This is a genomic window from Pseudoalteromonas sp. MSK9-3 (assembly GCF_003590335.1).
Lineage (GTDB): Bacteria > Pseudomonadota > Gammaproteobacteria > Enterobacterales > Alteromonadaceae > Pseudoalteromonas.
In genome coordinates, this window is the sequence record NZ_MIET01000055.1 from 19239 (window position 1) to 34860 (window position 15622).

Genomic DNA, 15622 nt, shown 5'->3' on the forward strand with positions numbered 1-15622 from the left:
GCAATACTAAACATAAGATGCCTTTTGCGGATGAGTTATGTTGCGATTGCTAGCTGGACTATATGTGTGTTGTTGTTCATGGTTGTGTTGGGGAGCACCGCATTGGGAAACCATACAGACCGAACACTTCAATGTGCATTACACCAAAGGACATCAAGCGTGGGCGCAGGCCGCAGCGCAAGAGTTAGAAATTGTTCGTGATATTGTTTTAGTACAGCAGAATCGTAGTTTACCCAGCGTTGCAGATGTCGTGGTATTTGACCCATATCATGGTGCCAATGGGTTTGCTTTACCCAGTACAGACAACCCGCTGATGGCGCTTTTTACCACTCCTCCTCAATCTGATACGGTTATTTCCAATCACCACAGCTGGTTACAGTTACTGATACTGCATGAATATGTCCATTTGGTGCACCTATCCCAGCCAACACGTCATCGGTTTCGGCAATTAATACGAGATATATCAGATATCTATGATTTAACCTCTGCGATGATGCCGCGTTGGGTTGCTGAGGGGTACGCAACCTTATTAGAATCGAAAATAACAGGCCGTGGCCGGCTCTTTGATAATTATAGTGAAGCCATTATTAGGGAGTTTGCTCGTCAAGGTGCACTGCCAACGTATGCTCAGTTGAACGGAGGAGATAACCGCTACCTATCTGACTCAATGGCATATTTACTCGGTGCACGATTTTTAGCATGGTTAGAATCAACGTATTCTGAGCAAAAGTTAGATGCGGTGTGGACCCGAATGCAAGCAGTTAAAAAGCGTGATTTTGAAGACGCTTTCCAAGGCATATTTAACCTTTCTGCGGCTGTTTTGTATCAGCGCTTTACGGCGGAATACACTTATCAAACTATGCAGGTTGCTGCGAAACGAGCTCCATTGAATGATACTCTGTGGACGACGACCAAATTTAGTGTACACAGTCCAGCATTGTCGCCAGATAAACGGTTATTAGCAGTCATTGAGCGCGATGCGCAAGGCCGCTCGCATTTGAATGTGTACTCGACGAGCGACAATGCCGAGGCAAAAAAAAAAGTTTGTCGCACAACAAAAACAGCTGCTTGAAATAGACCCAAATGATATTGCTGACACTGTACCTGAAGTTTTCCCTAAAGAGCGGCTTTTTAGTCTTCCAGCGCGTGGTCAAAGAGGGGTCCGTTACCCGCATTGGCAGGGAAATGATACGCTTTTATTTGTTTCTTCAGTGCGAGATACAGCGCACGCGATGATCTTTTCGGGAGCGTTATTTAGCTGGTCTTTATCAACGGGTAAAATCACTCAGCTAACTGAAAATGCCCGAATTAGGCGCTTTACCTTAAGCCAAAGAGCCCAGAAAATTTATGCTGAACAAGTACAGTTTGGTTACTCTCAGTTAGTTGAGATCACCCTCGGAACGAATCATGTTAAGGCCATTACACACAGAGAGTTAGGTACAGTTTACGATCACCCTGTACTCAACCGCTCTGATGACAAGCTAGCTTATTTACGGGTGAAGGCAAACAGTAATTGGCAGCTGGTTGTGCGTGATTTGGTCGATGGTTTAGAGACGTTGATCCCTATGCCACAAGGGTATCAGTATTTAGCACAACCTCAGTGGGATATGGCTGGTCGCTCCATCACTTTTGTTGCGGGGCGGGCGGGGTTGCTTGATATTTACCGTTATGATTTTGAGTTACACACATTATATAAACTGACCGATGGGCAGTATGTATTTACATATCCACTTTATCTAAGCAAAGAGCGCTTACTGTTTTTAGCAAAAACGGCTCAAGGCACACAACTACGCGTTTTTAATATTGGCAATACACCTGAGGTGAATGCGATTAGCCGCTTTACACCTATGCCGCGAGCCTCATCCACTGGCGTACTATTACCTAAAGCTGAGCGCCATCATACGCCATTGCCGAGCCAGCCTTATGATATATGGCGACAGTCAACATCACTGGCAGTAGGTGGGCAATATCACAGTATAGGGCGTTCATTGTTGCATGTGGGTATTACCGGGTCTGATTTATTAGATTTACTGAGTTGGCAGGTTGGTGTGACGCAAGACCTTGCGGGTGATGCATTATCGGGTCGATTTTCTGACTTACGTTATGTTGGCCAATATGCCAATTGGCACGCTAAAGTATTTGATACACGTTTTTCTGCACCGAACCGATCGCAGCATCATGGTAAACACAGTCAGAGACGGCGTGGCATTTTTTTGCAAGCTGGCACGAGTTATCAGGCAGAACATTGGCGACTAGATACCCATTTTGCTGGCCAATTGGGTGATGAGCGTACTGACGTTGAGCGAGATGATCTGCGTTGGTCACGGTTTGCTCTGTCACACCGGTGGTTTGAAGACCGACAGAGCGTGGCATTTGGCAGTCACATGTCATGGCATTGGTTACAGGGTAAAAGCGGCGAGCAATCATGGCAAGGCTATGACCTCTCAGCACGGCTATTTGGCCGTGTGGATACTTTCCCTTGGTATATTTCAGGTAAATATCAGCAAAGACACAATGTGTTTATGGCGTTAGGGGGATTGGAGTCACCTATCGCAGACAATAATAGCCATGTGAATACGCTGTTTATCCCTGAGCTTAGTATGGCGGGTCTTCGCGGATCACATTACCAACAGTTTGGTGGTGGGGTTACTTGGCGCGCGAATAGGCCGTGGCTTTATTATCATCAATATCATTTAGACAGACAACTTATTGGCCATAGTTATGGATTACGCTTATCAACGAAGATAGAAAAAGGCAGTTGGCTTGGTAAGTTTGCCCCTGCTGGCGTGAGCAATTTACGTGTTGATATGGGGTTAAGCCGACTATCTGGCACATCGCTTAATGATGAAAATAGTGCGTGGTTAGGTATTTGGTATGACTTACGGTAGCCCTGATAAAAGGGCAGCCTTCGAGTGAGGCCGCCCTAAGTCTTCATTTAACTTGGAGGTAGAAATAGGTTAATTAATTAGTATAGTCGGCTTTTAAAGACACACCACTAAATGTTCTATAAGCTCTTAACATCACATGATATCGACCAGCACCTTGGTTGACCGTACATGTTTCACTATTGCCATTTCTATACGGACGACATGCATAATTAGATGTGGTTGGTTTTTGATCTTTTCTTACATACAGATCAGCATCACCCGTTCCGCCAGAGATCACAAAGTTGATGTTCGAGGCGCCAGCAGGGACGTCGATATAGTAAAAGGTTTCTGAACGATAACTGCCCTGTAAACTTGTTTTTGCAACCCCTTTTTGTAGCTGAGCGGGGTCTGTACCATCATTTACAGATATAGATTTGCTGGTGGTTGCCTGATTGCCTGCTGAGTCTGTCACAGTCAAAGAGACAGTGTAGTCGCCAATAGCTTGATAGGCATGTGTTGAGTTAACACCAAAGCCATTGTTACTACTATCACCAAACTGCCATTCATATTGGCTAATTGAACCATTCGGTGTGCTTGATGCCGCACCATCAAATGTGCAATTGAGCGCTGAGCAGTTAAAGGAGAAGCTTGCTGTTGGCAACCTGTCGCCTGGTCCATTATCACCAACGGGCACTTGGTTGTTGAAATGGCTGGCTACTTGTGGCCAAATTCGACTGATCTTTGCACCTTTATTGGTACATCCACCTAAATGATGTAATGCGATTACATTATTTGTCGCGGCTGCTAATACTGGAGAACCTGATGAACCACCAATGGTGTCACAGTAGTATCCTAAATCAGTACCTGTGCCACGGCCGTTGGCATTTGGTTCATTGACTTGGCATAGACTATTGCTATCTTGATCTGATTCAATTGACAGCTCTTTAGGGTTACCCGAACCATGCTGTGGAATATAAATACGTTCACCTTGTGTGGCGTCGCGCGTATCTAATCCGAAGTAACCAAATGGTGCCGCTTTTGCGAAATCGTTAATTGAAAATAAGGTGTAATCTAATGTGTAGTCAGTTTTGAAAAAGTCTTTACCGGTCACTTTAACGACGGTTTCTTTGGTTGAGCCATTACAGCTGGTATTTTGATAGTTAAACCAAACTTCAGTCGAGGCAAGCTCCGCAGCCGACTCGACACAGTGATTATTGGTAAACATATTATTATCTGCACCAACACGCCACCCGGTACATAGGCTACGACCGCCAATCACGAGGCGAGCAACGGGGCGACTACGTTCAAATTCTACAGGGTGAGAGTTTGCCCAACATTGTACATCTTTACGTTCATTAACACCGCATGTTGATTGAGTGCCTGTATCCGGCCCGCCTAATATACTGACCTCATTCTCTGTACCATAGTAGTAATGATCTATGGTCGGCGCTTGCTTACTCGTACCTGCTGTATATTCAACGACCACAGTATCACTAGAAATAGACATGGCGGAGAATGAACTCACGCCATTATCGCCCGCTTCGGTATCTAGTGTGGCTTTATTCATATCCGCGAGCGTGTATTCATAGCGTTCGCTACTGTCGAGGTTTCTCACGATGAGTTTACCACCGCCTTTAAGATCGAGATCTTTGAAATGCAGTTTGATGTAACTTGCATCAGGGTGAGAGATGGTTTGCTTAAATGACCCTGCCTTTGTTGTAAGCACAATATTGGTTTCGGCTTTCGCACCAATAATGGCTTCGCTTGTTTTGTTGGTATATTTAAGCATTTGCGCTTCAGTGAGCGGCGCCTGTGCCATTGCAGTTAGTGATACTGAGCCTATTAAGGGGAGTAAGTAACGCACTTTCATTTTAATTTCCTTTACATGTAGTTGTCGTTTGTCGAAAATTCGAACACAACCAACATAGTTATTAAAATGTTAACTGTAAAGTGCTTTTGTTTACTTTGCGGTTACTTTTTGTGTGTTATTTGCTCTAAAGTTGACAGTTTAGCTTGGTAAATACCTAATTTCTTTTGGTCTTCGGCTTTACTGAGCGCTTTAGATAAATATGCTTTTGATTGTACTAATTCGTTTTTAAGGTAATAAAGTTTTGCTAACTCAAAGTAAGGCTCTGGTAAATAAGAGTATTCGTTAGAGAGCTCACTGAGCAGCTTTTCTGCCTTGGTGTACTGCTTTTTATGAATCGCTTTTTGTGCAATAGAAATAATATCAAACGGGGTTTTAGCTATCTGATTAGTCATATTTTCCAGCTTAGTTACCAGCGTATAGTTACTATTTTCTTGTGCTAAAGCAGCGTAGCTAGTCAGTAAATTAGTACTTACTAAATTATGTGTTAAAGCAAACTCAAAGAGTTGTTTTGCTGTCTCTGAGTCGCCTGCTCTACGGTGTAAGATAGCGGCTATATTAATTAGTTCAGGATCATCTTTTATATTTTTAAATGCTTGAATTATATATGAATAGCTCTCATTGAAACGTTTGTTTAAGAGTGCGTCAGCAGCATGGTTAGCGTAAAATTTTGCTGTGAGATCATTAACTGTTGCGGTATCTACGAAGTAAATATCTTGCGCTGGAAAATAATCAATCACTGTGCCGGGACGGATAGCACTGATCCAACCTTCTTCCTTTTCAGTAGGAGCCAGTAGCTTGGTGTTGAAATGGTTCGAAATAAGTAAAGTTTGACCCGACATTTTATAGACTGGTATGGAGGCGACTTCTCTAAAGCTTGTTTCTATGCCAATTAAGTTGGCGTAAGCCTGCGTTAATATAGCGAGGCTAATACAGTTACCTTGATCTTGGTTAAGGGTTTGTGTTGCTGATAAGGTCGCGCCATCATATGAAAAGCTATTGAGCTTACTTTCTAAGTACGCAGATATGACACGATCTTGTCGCACCCCTTGTTTAAGGGCGTTTTGGTGATAAGCAAAAAACTTATTTTGCTCGGTCACAGGAAGATTAAAGATGTCTTTGACTTGTGGAGTGGGCTGAGAATTAAACAAAGTATGATTAAATAGCGAGACTGGATCTATAGGGACTGTGGGGATTTTCTTTGTCGTTGTACAGCCAGAAAGAAAAGCTAACCCCATGATAAATAGTATCTGTTTCATTTTATTATTCCCATCACACATGTGCTTATCAATTTATCGCGTTCTATAGATCTCGGCAAGTGTAATGGTTTCTTTGCGTCTCATTAATTGTTTTTTATTGCTTTTATTGCAATGTGCCACTGTGTGATTAAAATGCACATCTTCAATTTATTTTCACAACTGTTTGTTTTACAAGTTTTGTTTTTAAATTACGTCGCGTTTACCTATTTACAAAAAAGTAACTGGAGTGTGTTGCATTGGCCATCTATTTGCCTATTCTTTCATCGTTGATATTAATGTTTAGCTTTTTGCCGCTGGTCAAAAAAATCCGCAAAAATCGCAGTGTGTCGGGGTTATCCTTGTTGATGATGAGTTTTGGGGTGGCACAAAGCAGCTATTTTATCGCTTATAACGTGTTTTTTGATAGGTTATTTATGATGTTGCCATTTTTGGTGACCGGCATGTTAAGTTCACTGATATTGTATTATTTTGTTCGTTATAACGCTTGCTCACAGCAGCGCCGACAGTTAGCGATGATGCTAGGCTTATCCGTGTTACCGTTTTTTTTGTTATTAAGTCCGTTGGTGGCTGCTGCAGAGTTATTTACGTGGTTGACATTTGTTGGTTTGATCATGAGTTCACTTCGGGTGATGCCTCAGACTTATAAAACCATAAAAAGCAAAGATGTCGCAAACCTCAGTGTCGGTTACTTTAGTTTGCAGTTTTTAGCTGGGGTGGTCGGTTTATCAGCAGAGCTGAATATGGCGCAGGTCAGTGTGGCACATTTGATGACTTTTGTGATGATTTTATTGACTAATGCAGCTCAAATGGGATGCATTTCATATTATCGTCGCCGCCCTGCTGTGGCATAAGTGCGGCCTTTAGTTGTCGCGGCTCAGGGGAATGGTAATTTTGATGCATGCACCTGCTTCTACGTTATATAAGGTGATTTTTCCGCCATGTAACTGGACTATATCGTTGCACAACGCGAGGCCTAATCCATGACCATTGGCTTTGGTGGTGTATAAGGGGTTTAACGCGTTCTCCAAATTAGCAAAACCGGGGCCATTATCGATAAACTCGATAACATGGCTCTTCCCACTACACTGACTTTGCAGCATGACGAGTGTTTGTTCGTTGCTCGCTTCTCGGGCGTTTTTCAATAAGTTAATTATGAGCTGCTCAAATAAGAGCGGATCCGCATAACAACTTTTTTCACCACCATAACGGATGATAACACCTTGTTCATTGGCATTAGCCATGATTAATTTATGCATATCAAAATGACGAGGAGCGGGTGTTGGTAAGCGGCTCAGTGATCCGTATGCGTTAATAAAGCTAAGCAGTGATTCACTGCGAGATTTTATACGTGAAAGTGCCTGTTTAGTTTGTTGTTCAGGCAGAGCCTCAAAGCTGAGTAGAGTATCCGCCATAGAGGCCATAGGTGTTAAAGAGTTGTTCAGCTCATGAGATAGTACGCGAATAATATCCGCCTGCGACGCTCTTTTTGCGTCTTGAAGTTGCGCACCAATAAAGTTAGCAATGATCAACGTGTGTTCACTTTCTCCCAATTGATAACAATTTAGTTGCCAGTCTTTTTTAAATTCGAGGTGTTGGCAATGTATGTTGGTGATGTTAAAGCCGCATTCAGCTAATGTCATATCTCGCAGTAAAGGCACACTAAGGTGTTGGTGCATTGGGTGATTAAAAAAGGTGAGGCGATTATTTTTATCAAATAAAGCCACAGGTTGTGGCCAGTGTTGAAATAGGCTATCAAGTACAGTGGGAATGTGTGAAAAAGTGGTATGTGCAGATCTTGCGTTATGCTGAAAAGCCTGTTCGATTTGACGACTTAGCTGAGCGAGCGGGTTACTCGCATCCTGAAACTCTAAGCTGACATTTGACTGCCCATGCTGTTTTGCGTGTACAAAAGCTTGAAGTTGTGCAATGGGTTCATGCCAGCTCCGATAGATGTGATAGGCAGCGTATATTGACAGGTAACTTATGATTATATTGAGCGTTAAAGTCAGTAATGGATCGTTAAAACTTTGCTGGATCAATATTGTACTGAGCGACAATATACATAGAATAACGGCGCTGAGTGTCGTAATAAATTTATGCTTATGACTCACCTTGTTCAGTTTCATCGCGTCATTCATTATCATCAATATAACGTTCGAGTTGATACTTCTCGAGTCTACGATAGAGCGCATTACGAGATATGCCAAGTGCTTTAGCTGAAGCACTGATATGTTCATTGTGTTCTGTTAGTACGTCAATGATGCGTTGTTTTTCAAGGGCCGCGAGGGTGAGATCAGGAACGGGATGTTGCGCTTGTGTGTTAGTTGAGGCCGGGTTATCTATTAAAATATGCGCGATGTCGATTTGTTCATGCGCGCAAATTAACACAGCTCGCTCAATCACATGGCCTAATTCACGTACGTTGCCGGGCCAGTTATGCTCAAGCAGCAAACGACTGGCCGATTGACTTAGTTTGGGCGGTGTTTTGTTATATTTAGTGGCAAAGTGCGTAATAAAGTGATTGGCCAGAGGAATGATATCGTCACTGCGCTCGCGCAAAGCCGGTAAGGTAATAACAAAGGTATTTAAGCGGTAATATAGGTCTTGCCTAAATTGCCCTGCGGAGATGGCGGCATTTAGGTCCTGATTGGTTGCTGCTATTAAGCGGACATTTGCTTGCTCACTTTTATTTGCCCCTAGTGGCATAAATTCGCCTGTTTCTAATACTTGCAGCAGTTTAGGTTGTAAATGCAGGGGTAAAGTACCAATTTCATCCATAAATAAAGTACTGTTATGTGCTCGACTAAAGGCGCCGGTACGATCTTGTTTCGCGTCAGTAAACGCGCCTTTATGATGACCGAATAGCTCACTTTCAAAAAGTGTTTCAGTTAATGCACCCATATTGAGAGAGATGAGTGACTGCGCATGCCGTAAGCTCAATTGGTGAATACGGTTGGCGAGTTGTGATTTACCAGTCCCGTTTTCGCCTAAAATGAGGAGATTGGCATCAGTGGGGGCGAGTTGCTGTAAAAGTTGTTCTAATTGCTGCATTACGGGAGAGGTTGCGACCCATTGCATCGTGTTCGCAGACTCACCTTGTGCCGGACATTGAGTGGTTTCGGCCTGATTGGCTGCGGCAATATGCGTCGATACTTGGCTTAATAGTTTCTCTTTACGCCACGGCTTTTCAATAAAATCTTTTGCGCCCAATTGCAGTCCTTTAACGGCTAACTCTATGTTTGCCCAAGCGGTCATGAGCATAACTGGGATATGCTTTGGGGTGATGTCGCCAAGTAACTCTAGTCCTTCATTACCTGAGGTGGTATCTCGACTGAAATTCATATCAAGTAGGATCAAAGAGGGTGTTAACCGTGATAATAATTGCAGACATTGTGCGGGACTGTCTGCTTCTATGACTCTGTAACCTGCTTGTGAAAGCAAAAGTGATAGGGCAAATCGAATATCATCGTTATCGTCGACTATCAGTATAGACTGTTGTGTCATAGCAATTAACCGAGGCAGCTCGTGCTGCCTCATCCTTATTATTGTAAGTAGTATTCTGTTAATGTGTTATCAGGCGACTCATTGTTCTCTAAGTGCCTTCATTGGGTCCGCATTAATGATACGCCATACTACCAAAATAATAGCGAAAAACACGATAGTTATTAGCAAGCTAGTGAAAAAAAACAGTGAGGGCCAAGAAAATGAAGGGAGCATGGCAACCTGTTTTTGCAACATAAAATAAAGACCACATGCACTGGTAATGGCGATACCTAACGCGCTAAAAAGTAAGTGTTTGAACGTAGCCAAGGTATGGCTAAGCAAGGTAAATCGCGTAGCACCTGTGGCCATGCGAATAGCCAGTTCAAAGCGCTTCAGCTCAGTAAAGCTTATCGCCATGCCATTACTCCCTACTGCAGCGAGTAATAGTGTCAAGATTGATAGCCCAGCCACAAAGTAAAATTGTACACGCTCATCTAGCATCTCTGTTGCCCAGCGCTCATTTAAGCTCTTCACTTCCACATACTTAATTTCAGGGTGTGCATGGGTGATTGCTTGGGTTATTTGCTCTGAACTTAACCCATGCTCATTGGGCAATTGCATGACCAGTTGCATATTTAAATTATCAAGTGCATGGCGAGCATTAAATAACGTTGGATAGCCATCACCTTTGCTCATAAGGGTATAATTGTTGGCGATAATGCCCACGACTTGCAAAGAAGCGACTTTTATCCCGAGTACTGACTCCAGGGTGCCATCAGTGGTCAATTTTCTTGCGAATGCTTCATTTATGAGTGCGACTCGCGCTTGGCTTGTGTACTCATCCTCTGTGACATTACGGCCCGCGAGTAGGGGGATATTGAAGGCATTAATATAGTCAGGTGCAATATATTTGGCTAAAAAAGTGAGTCGTTCGTTGGTTTCTGAGTTTTGCGTCATATTAATCGTTGATGCAAACCCAAAAGGCTCATCGGCACTTTGTAGTACAGTAATATCATGGTGTAGTTGATGTAGTGCAGTTGTTACGCTGTTTTTTACCGCTATCATTGCGTTGAAACGTTTGTGACGTTCAGGTTCATTGACATCCTCTTCGTCAGGGAGTTCTGGCAGCTCACCATGGCGTATGATTTCTGCAACATAGGTATTGCCTGGGGTAAACCCTAAAGTGACATTGAGCGTGCTAAAGGCCGATTGGGCCAGCATGGCTGTACCGGTCAAAATTACTGCGGCTGAGCTGATTTGGGCGATAAATAGCACTTTACTTAACACGGTTACTTTACCCGCGTTGAGACCTTTGTTACCACTATTTAGATTGCTCACTAACTGTTGTTGGTTAAATTGTGTGGTTGATAACACTGCAAAGAATAGGTTAATAATAAGCGTGGTGATGAGTGCGATGCTAATGGTGACCATGTCGAGTTGAACCAGTTCGATCAATTCAAGGTTACCACCACTAACAATCGGCAACACTCGGATGATCCAGGCCGCACCAAGTAGGCCCAGTAGTGCCGACAATGCAAATGTAGGGATATTCTCTAGGAAACTCATGATGATCAGCTTTCTACGATTTGCACCTAGGCACAGCTGAGTTGCAAACTCTTGTTCACGCTGTTGGTAATGGGCAATAAATAGATTGAGTAGATTTAAGCTCGCCATCAGTAATAAAATGATGACAGTAGCAAGTAAAAACCAGATCATGGTATTTTGCTCAAGCATTAAGGCATCACGGTATTGCTTCACTGTGGTCACTGGTCCCAGTGACTCAATAATCGAATTCATAGGCCCAAGCTCACTGGCATGGTCACGATAGTAATTATGCCAGAACTGTTCAACATCACTTTCGGTAATGGGGCGGCTTGTTTCTCTAAATAGAGCACGTACATCTCCACTGATAGTCATCAGCGTAGGTGTTTTGATTTGTTCAGCTAAGTTGTAGTAGCGCCATACTTGTTGGCTATATTTTTCATCATTGCCTGGTGTAAATGACTGGAAATCTGTAACAATGCCTTTGATTTGCATTTCAGCTTCACCAAGGTGCAGCGTTTTACCTATAACGGCAGGGTCAGAACGATATGCGCTGTGCCATAGGCTTTGAGAAAGCCAAATGGCATCTTGCGTGTTCATTAGCGACGGCATTTCGCCTAGAAGCAGTTCTCCACCGAGTGTATCTAATATGTTATCACTGGCAGAAAACGCAGAAACAGGGTAGTGAGTGCCGTTGACGGTGACTTTATCATCATCCACTGAGAAGGATGTAAAGTCACCATAGTCCTGATACTGCTGGGCTAACAAAGCAACTCGCTTTTTGGTAAAAATAGAGGTGGTGAGTTCACCCGATACGGTCACTCGGCGGTCGATTTGATATAACGCTTGCTCATCTTTTACATCTGGTAGCGGCTTAAAAATGAGGTTACTGCTTATCGCGACGACAGCCAAGACGGCAGCCAATGTTAAACTTAACGTCAATATAACGGGTAACGATAGGCGTGGCAGGGTGAATAAACGCTGCACCCCATGGCGTAATGCGCGAAAATAAAAACTCATGCTACTGCCTCCTTATGCTCTACTAATATTTTGCCATCAAATAAGCGAATTTGACGACGGGCCATTTGGCTGTAGCGTTCGTCATGGGTCACCATGATAACCGTGGCACCGTTTTCGTTGAGTGTTTTAAGTAGTTGCATCACCGCGTCGCCATTTTGGCTATCAAGGTTGCCGGTTGGTTCATCAACAAGCAGCAAATCAGGGTTGCCAACCAGTGCTCTGGCAATGGCAACACGCTGTTGTTGACCACCGGATAGCTGACTGGGTTTGTGTGCTAGTCGGCCATCCATATTCACCGCACTCAATTGTTTTTCGACAGCGGCTTTAATATCGGCACTAGGCATACCTCTATGCTCTAATGGTAGCGCGACATTTTCAAATACAGTCAGGCTATCGATTAAATTAAATGATTGAAAAACATAACCAATGTGCTTATTTCTTACCTGTGAACGCTGATCAATTTTAAGTTGGTGTGTATCGATATTGGCAAGTTGATAACTGCCATTCGTAGGCGTATCGAGTAAACCTAAAATACTGAGCAGTGTCGACTTTCCACAACCTGAAGGCCCAGAGATAGAGATAAACTCCCCTTTATTAATGCTCAGAGAGATCTCATGGAGAGCATGGGTTTTCACTTGGCCTTTGCTGTACACTTTATTGATATTGTTAATAGTTACGAGTGCAGTCATGAGGGCGTTTCCTTAAAGTTGTGCGTTATCTAGGGCCAATTGGCTGTAAGTATGCCATTGACTTAAATTGTTTGTGATAATTTTGTCACCAGCAAGGGCTCCTGAGGTGATCAATAAGTGACGACCTGATAGCTCTCCAAAGGTGATATGTATTTGTTCAAGCAGTGCTTGTTCGGTGACTTTTTTGTAAAGTGGCTGGGTGCTGAGTGGCTTTAGACCTGCGCGTTGCTCTACATATAAGGCATTATGTACATGCTCAACAAACACTTTGGCATTGATGGGTTGTGCAGGTCGTACATTATCTGGCAGTGATGACTGTACGTGTATTTCAGCAATAATATAGCCATTTTCAACAACGGAACCCAGTTGCTTCACTGTGCCTTGTAATGGGCCTTGCTTATGATCAAGTATGACCGCTGCGCCTATGTTGATGCGTTCAGCAATACGCTGTGGAATGTTGAGTTTTGCCATTAACTCTGACTTGGAGCCCACTCGCGCCATGGCTTGCCCTTGGTTAACACGTTGGCCAAGCTCAATGTCTAAGCGTTGCAAAGTGCCAGAGATACCTGCTTTTATGGTTAGGTCGGCTACTTTATTGGCAATTAATGACACCTGCTTTTCTTGTTGCTTCAATAAAATATGCTGCTGTTGCAGTTCAAGTTTGTGCATTTCTTTTTGTTTACTGAAACGGTAGTCAGCGAATTCATAGCGCTTTTTCAATTGGTTATATTTTAATGTGGCCCGCTCTAATTCTATTTTGGCGGCGATCCCCTGTTTGGCTAAACGTTGATTTACATCGACATCTAATTTGGCGGCTTGAATTTGGCTATCGATGTCCGCTAATTCTCCTTGAAATGTCAGCTGTTCATTTTGTTTTTGAAACTGAAATGACGCGAATTCAGATTGCATACGCTCTAACTTTGACTCGGCTTCAAAGTGTTGTTGCTCTAAATCGGGGTTAGAGAGCATGGCAATAATGGTGTCTTTGGTGACATCTGTACCGGCGCGCAAGTAAATTTCACTCACCTGCCCATCTGCAGGTGCGCTGACCAATCGTTCAAAGCGAGATGCGAATTGGCCAAACACAGGTGTCATGATGTCAATATCACCTTGTTGCACAATGACTGTGTGCAACGAGTCATTGGATAATGTCGGCATTGCAGGGCGCAGCGCTAAGTAAGCCATAGATGCCATACAGCCTAGTGCGATTAGGCTCGTGATTATTTTCTTCTTGTTGGACTTTTTGACTGGGTTGATATCAATGTTCATTTATTAAGCTCCACTGCTGGCGATATAGTGAATATATGAAATTTTGATGCCAAAAAATAAAGCTATTTAAAATCAGTAGTTTACTTGTTTTCCTTGCTCGGTAATTAATTGAAGTGTGCGATATCGAACAGTGAGGTGTTCGGTTTTAAAAGAAGTTATGATTTTGAAATCGATAGCGCGTGCATAGTTATGAGTGATTGTGTGCTACTTGCTATGATAAATCGTTATATCAAAACCGGAATAGTATTCCGATTTTGGAGAGAACTGTTCATGATTTTTGGACTTTCAAACTTAAGGTTATGAAATAAATAGATTTAAAGCATTGGCATGCTTCTCGCTATGTGCCAGATACTATGAATTTAAAAAAGCGTAAATTGTGGACTGTGTGAAACCAAAACCAGACCGATCATACCAATATATCATTGTATTGTTGTGTATTAGTTTACTCATATTTGGAGTTAGCTGGCTTTTATATGACTCAAACAAGGTAACAGTGATAAAGCGTACGGATATTTTGGTTGATACGGTCAAACAAGGGCCAGTATCTATCAAGGTCAGTAGTTTTGGTAAATTACACAGTGCTGAGCGTTATATTATTACCAGTGAGAGTGATGCAATAGTCGAAGCGGTACTTCATCAAGCGGGTAGTATTTTACAAAAAGGTCAGGTCATTGCACGTTTGTCTAATCCCGATTTGCAGTTGCAAGTAAAGCAGCATGAGCAGTTATTACAGCAAGCAATAATAATGCGAGCGCAGCTACAGCTTACCCATCAGCGGGAGCTGCTGTTAGAGCAAGCTGAAATTGATACCCTCATCGGGGATTTAAAAACGGCTGAACTTGAATTCACGGCACAACAAGCTTTATTGCGTAAAGGTATTGTCTCGATGTTGACGTTTTTACAAGTGAAATCCAAAAAAGAGAATCTCACACGTCAATTAAGCAGTATAAAAACGCGCTTTTTACAACTTGAAAAATTACAAGCCAGCATGCTGCAACTTGCGAAGCAACGTATAGATATGCAGTCTTGGGAGCTGACGCGGTTGCGTACTCGGGAGGCAAATTTAACCGTAAAAGCACCTCAGCTTGGCGTGTTACAGCGTATGCCTTTAACTGTGGGGCAAAGTGTGAAAAAGGGGCTGAGTTGGCATTATTGGGTAGCCCGAAAAACTTAACTGCACGGTTGAAAGTGCCGCAAAGTGTCATAGCCAAAGTGGCTATTGGCCAAAGATGTGAAGTACGGATCCGCGAGCATAGTGTGGCTGGGGTTGTGCAGAGAATAAGCTCTCAAGTAGAAAATAACAGCGTTGAGGTGGAAGTGAGTCTTCAAGGGGAGCTGCCTTTGAGTGCGAGGCCTTTGTTGAATATTGATGCTGAGATTATTGTGGCACATTTGCATGATGCATTGTATATGTTGCGACCAGCTCACTACAGTGCATTTAAGCCGGTGGTTTTATATAAAATATTAGCTGGAGGTCAGACAAAAGCGACTAGGGTCAGTTTTGACACTAGTTCAGGAAAACTTGCCGTCATCGCTGACGGTGCAAGCGCTGGTGAACAGTTCATTATTTCAGACTTAACAACGCTGGCGCAGCAAGGTGCGCAGGTGGAATTGTATTAATCAAAT

12 protein-coding genes are annotated in these 15622 nt (G+C 43.1%); 5 read left to right on the forward strand and 7 right to left on the reverse strand.

Features of this window, described 5'->3' with window-relative positions:
- Window positions 1-37: 37 nt before the first annotated feature.
- Together BGP78_RS20280 and BGP78_RS20285 are read left to right on the forward strand one after the other, a co-directional pair.
- The gene (locus BGP78_RS20280; RefSeq protein ID WP_147386106.1) at window positions 38-1072 is read left to right on the forward strand and encodes a hypothetical protein; all 1035 of its coding nucleotides are present in this window, start codon (window positions 38-40) and stop codon (window positions 1070-1072) included.
- Complete coding sequence (locus BGP78_RS20285; RefSeq protein WP_119863105.1) at window positions 1023-2888, forward strand: hypothetical protein; 1866 nt, start codon at window positions 1023-1025, stop codon at window positions 2886-2888. Before BGP78_RS20280 ends, BGP78_RS20285 begins: the two co-directional genes overlap by 50 nt.
- Before the next feature lie 73 nt (window positions 2889-2961).
- Here BGP78_RS20285 and BGP78_RS20290 read toward each other — a convergent pair whose 3' ends face one another.
- Together BGP78_RS20290 and BGP78_RS20295 are read right to left on the reverse strand one after the other, a co-directional pair.
- Window positions 2962-4737, reverse strand: a complete 1776-nt coding sequence (locus BGP78_RS20290) for a pre-peptidase C-terminal domain-containing protein (RefSeq protein WP_119863106.1) — start codon at window positions 4735-4737, stop codon at window positions 2962-2964.
- Window positions 4738-4838: 101 nt separating this feature from the next.
- Window positions 4839-5993, reverse strand: a complete 1155-nt coding sequence (locus tag BGP78_RS20295) for a lipopolysaccharide assembly protein LapB (protein WP_119863107.1) — start codon at window positions 5991-5993, stop codon at window positions 4839-4841.
- A 236-nt stretch (window positions 5994-6229) separates the two neighbouring features.
- Between BGP78_RS20295 and BGP78_RS20300 the strand changes: the two genes are divergently transcribed.
- Window positions 6230-6844, forward strand: coding sequence for a PQ-loop repeat-containing protein (locus BGP78_RS20300; protein WP_119863108.1), 615 nt, complete (start codon window positions 6230-6232; stop codon window positions 6842-6844).
- Window positions 6845-6853: 9 nt separating this feature from the next.
- Here the strand turns inward: BGP78_RS20300 and BGP78_RS20305 are convergent, their stop codons facing one another.
- The 5 genes from BGP78_RS20305 to BGP78_RS20325 form a co-directional block, all read right to left on the reverse strand.
- Window positions 6854-8119, reverse strand: a complete 1266-nt coding sequence (locus BGP78_RS20305; protein ID WP_182912344.1) for a PAS domain-containing sensor histidine kinase — start codon at window positions 8117-8119, stop codon at window positions 6854-6856.
- 4 nt (window positions 8120-8123) lie between these two features.
- A complete protein-coding gene (locus tag BGP78_RS20310) occupies window positions 8124-9497 on the reverse strand; it encodes a sigma-54 dependent transcriptional regulator (protein ID WP_119863110.1) in 1374 nt (457 codons plus the stop codon).
- A gap of 78 nt (window positions 9498-9575) precedes the next feature.
- Window positions 9576-12038, reverse strand: a complete 2463-nt coding sequence (locus BGP78_RS20315; protein ID WP_119863111.1) for an ABC transporter permease — start codon at window positions 12036-12038, stop codon at window positions 9576-9578.
- Window positions 12035-12727 (reverse strand): ABC transporter ATP-binding protein, encoded by a 693-nt coding sequence (locus BGP78_RS20320; RefSeq protein WP_119863112.1) that lies wholly within the window; start codon window positions 12725-12727, stop codon window positions 12035-12037. Before BGP78_RS20320 ends, BGP78_RS20315 begins: the two co-directional genes overlap by 4 nt.
- A 12-nt stretch (window positions 12728-12739) precedes the next feature.
- Entirely contained in the window at window positions 12740-13996 is a 1257-nt protein-coding gene (locus BGP78_RS20325) for an efflux RND transporter periplasmic adaptor subunit (protein ID WP_119863113.1), read from the reverse strand.
- Window positions 13997-14489: 493 nt separating this feature from the next.
- Here BGP78_RS20325 and BGP78_RS20330 point away from each other — a divergent pair, with 493 nt between their 5' ends.
- Together BGP78_RS20330 and BGP78_RS20335 are read left to right on the forward strand one after the other, a co-directional pair.
- Complete coding sequence (locus BGP78_RS20330; protein ID WP_182912345.1) at window positions 14490-15170, forward strand: HlyD family secretion protein; 681 nt, start codon at window positions 14490-14492, stop codon at window positions 15168-15170.
- Window positions 15140-15616 carry an HlyD family efflux transporter periplasmic adaptor subunit gene (locus BGP78_RS20335; RefSeq protein ID WP_182912346.1) on the forward strand — a complete coding sequence of 159 codons (477 nt, stop codon included), beginning with the start codon at window positions 15140-15142 and terminating at the stop codon, window positions 15614-15616. The genes BGP78_RS20330 and BGP78_RS20335 overlap by 31 nt, the downstream gene beginning before the upstream one ends.
- Window positions 15617-15622: the final 6 nt, after the last annotated feature.

What these genes read in the sequence shown, in the direction of transcription:
- BGP78_RS20280 (WP_147386106.1), top strand. Translation starts at nt 38, where the DNA reads ATGTTGCGATTGCTAGCTGGACTATATGTGTGTTGTTGTTCATGGTTG.
- BGP78_RS20285 (WP_119863105.1), top strand. Translation starts at nt 1,023, where the DNA reads ATGCCGAGGCAAAAAAAAAAGTTTGTCGCACAACAAAAACAGCTGCTT.
- BGP78_RS20290 (WP_119863106.1), bottom strand. Translation starts at nt 4,737, where the DNA reads ATGAAAGTGCGTTACTTACTCCCCTTAATAGGCTCAGTATCACTAACT.
- BGP78_RS20295 (WP_119863107.1), bottom strand. Translation starts at nt 5,993, where the DNA reads ATGAAACAGATACTATTTATCATGGGGTTAGCTTTTCTTTCTGGCTGT.
- BGP78_RS20305 (WP_182912344.1), bottom strand. Translation starts at nt 8,119, where the DNA reads ATGAAACTGAACAAGGTGAGTCATAAGCATAAATTTATTACGACACTC.
- BGP78_RS20310 (WP_119863110.1), bottom strand. Translation starts at nt 9,497, where the DNA reads ATGACACAACAGTCTATACTGATAGTCGACGATAACGATGATATTCGA.
- BGP78_RS20315 (WP_119863111.1), bottom strand. Translation starts at nt 12,038, where the DNA reads ATGAGTTTTTATTTTCGCGCATTACGCCATGGGGTGCAGCGTTTATTC.
- BGP78_RS20320 (WP_119863112.1), bottom strand. Translation starts at nt 12,727, where the DNA reads ATGACTGCACTCGTAACTATTAACAATATCAATAAAGTGTACAGCAAA.
- BGP78_RS20325 (WP_119863113.1), bottom strand. Translation starts at nt 13,996, where the DNA reads ATGAACATTGATATCAACCCAGTCAAAAAGTCCAACAAGAAGAAAATA.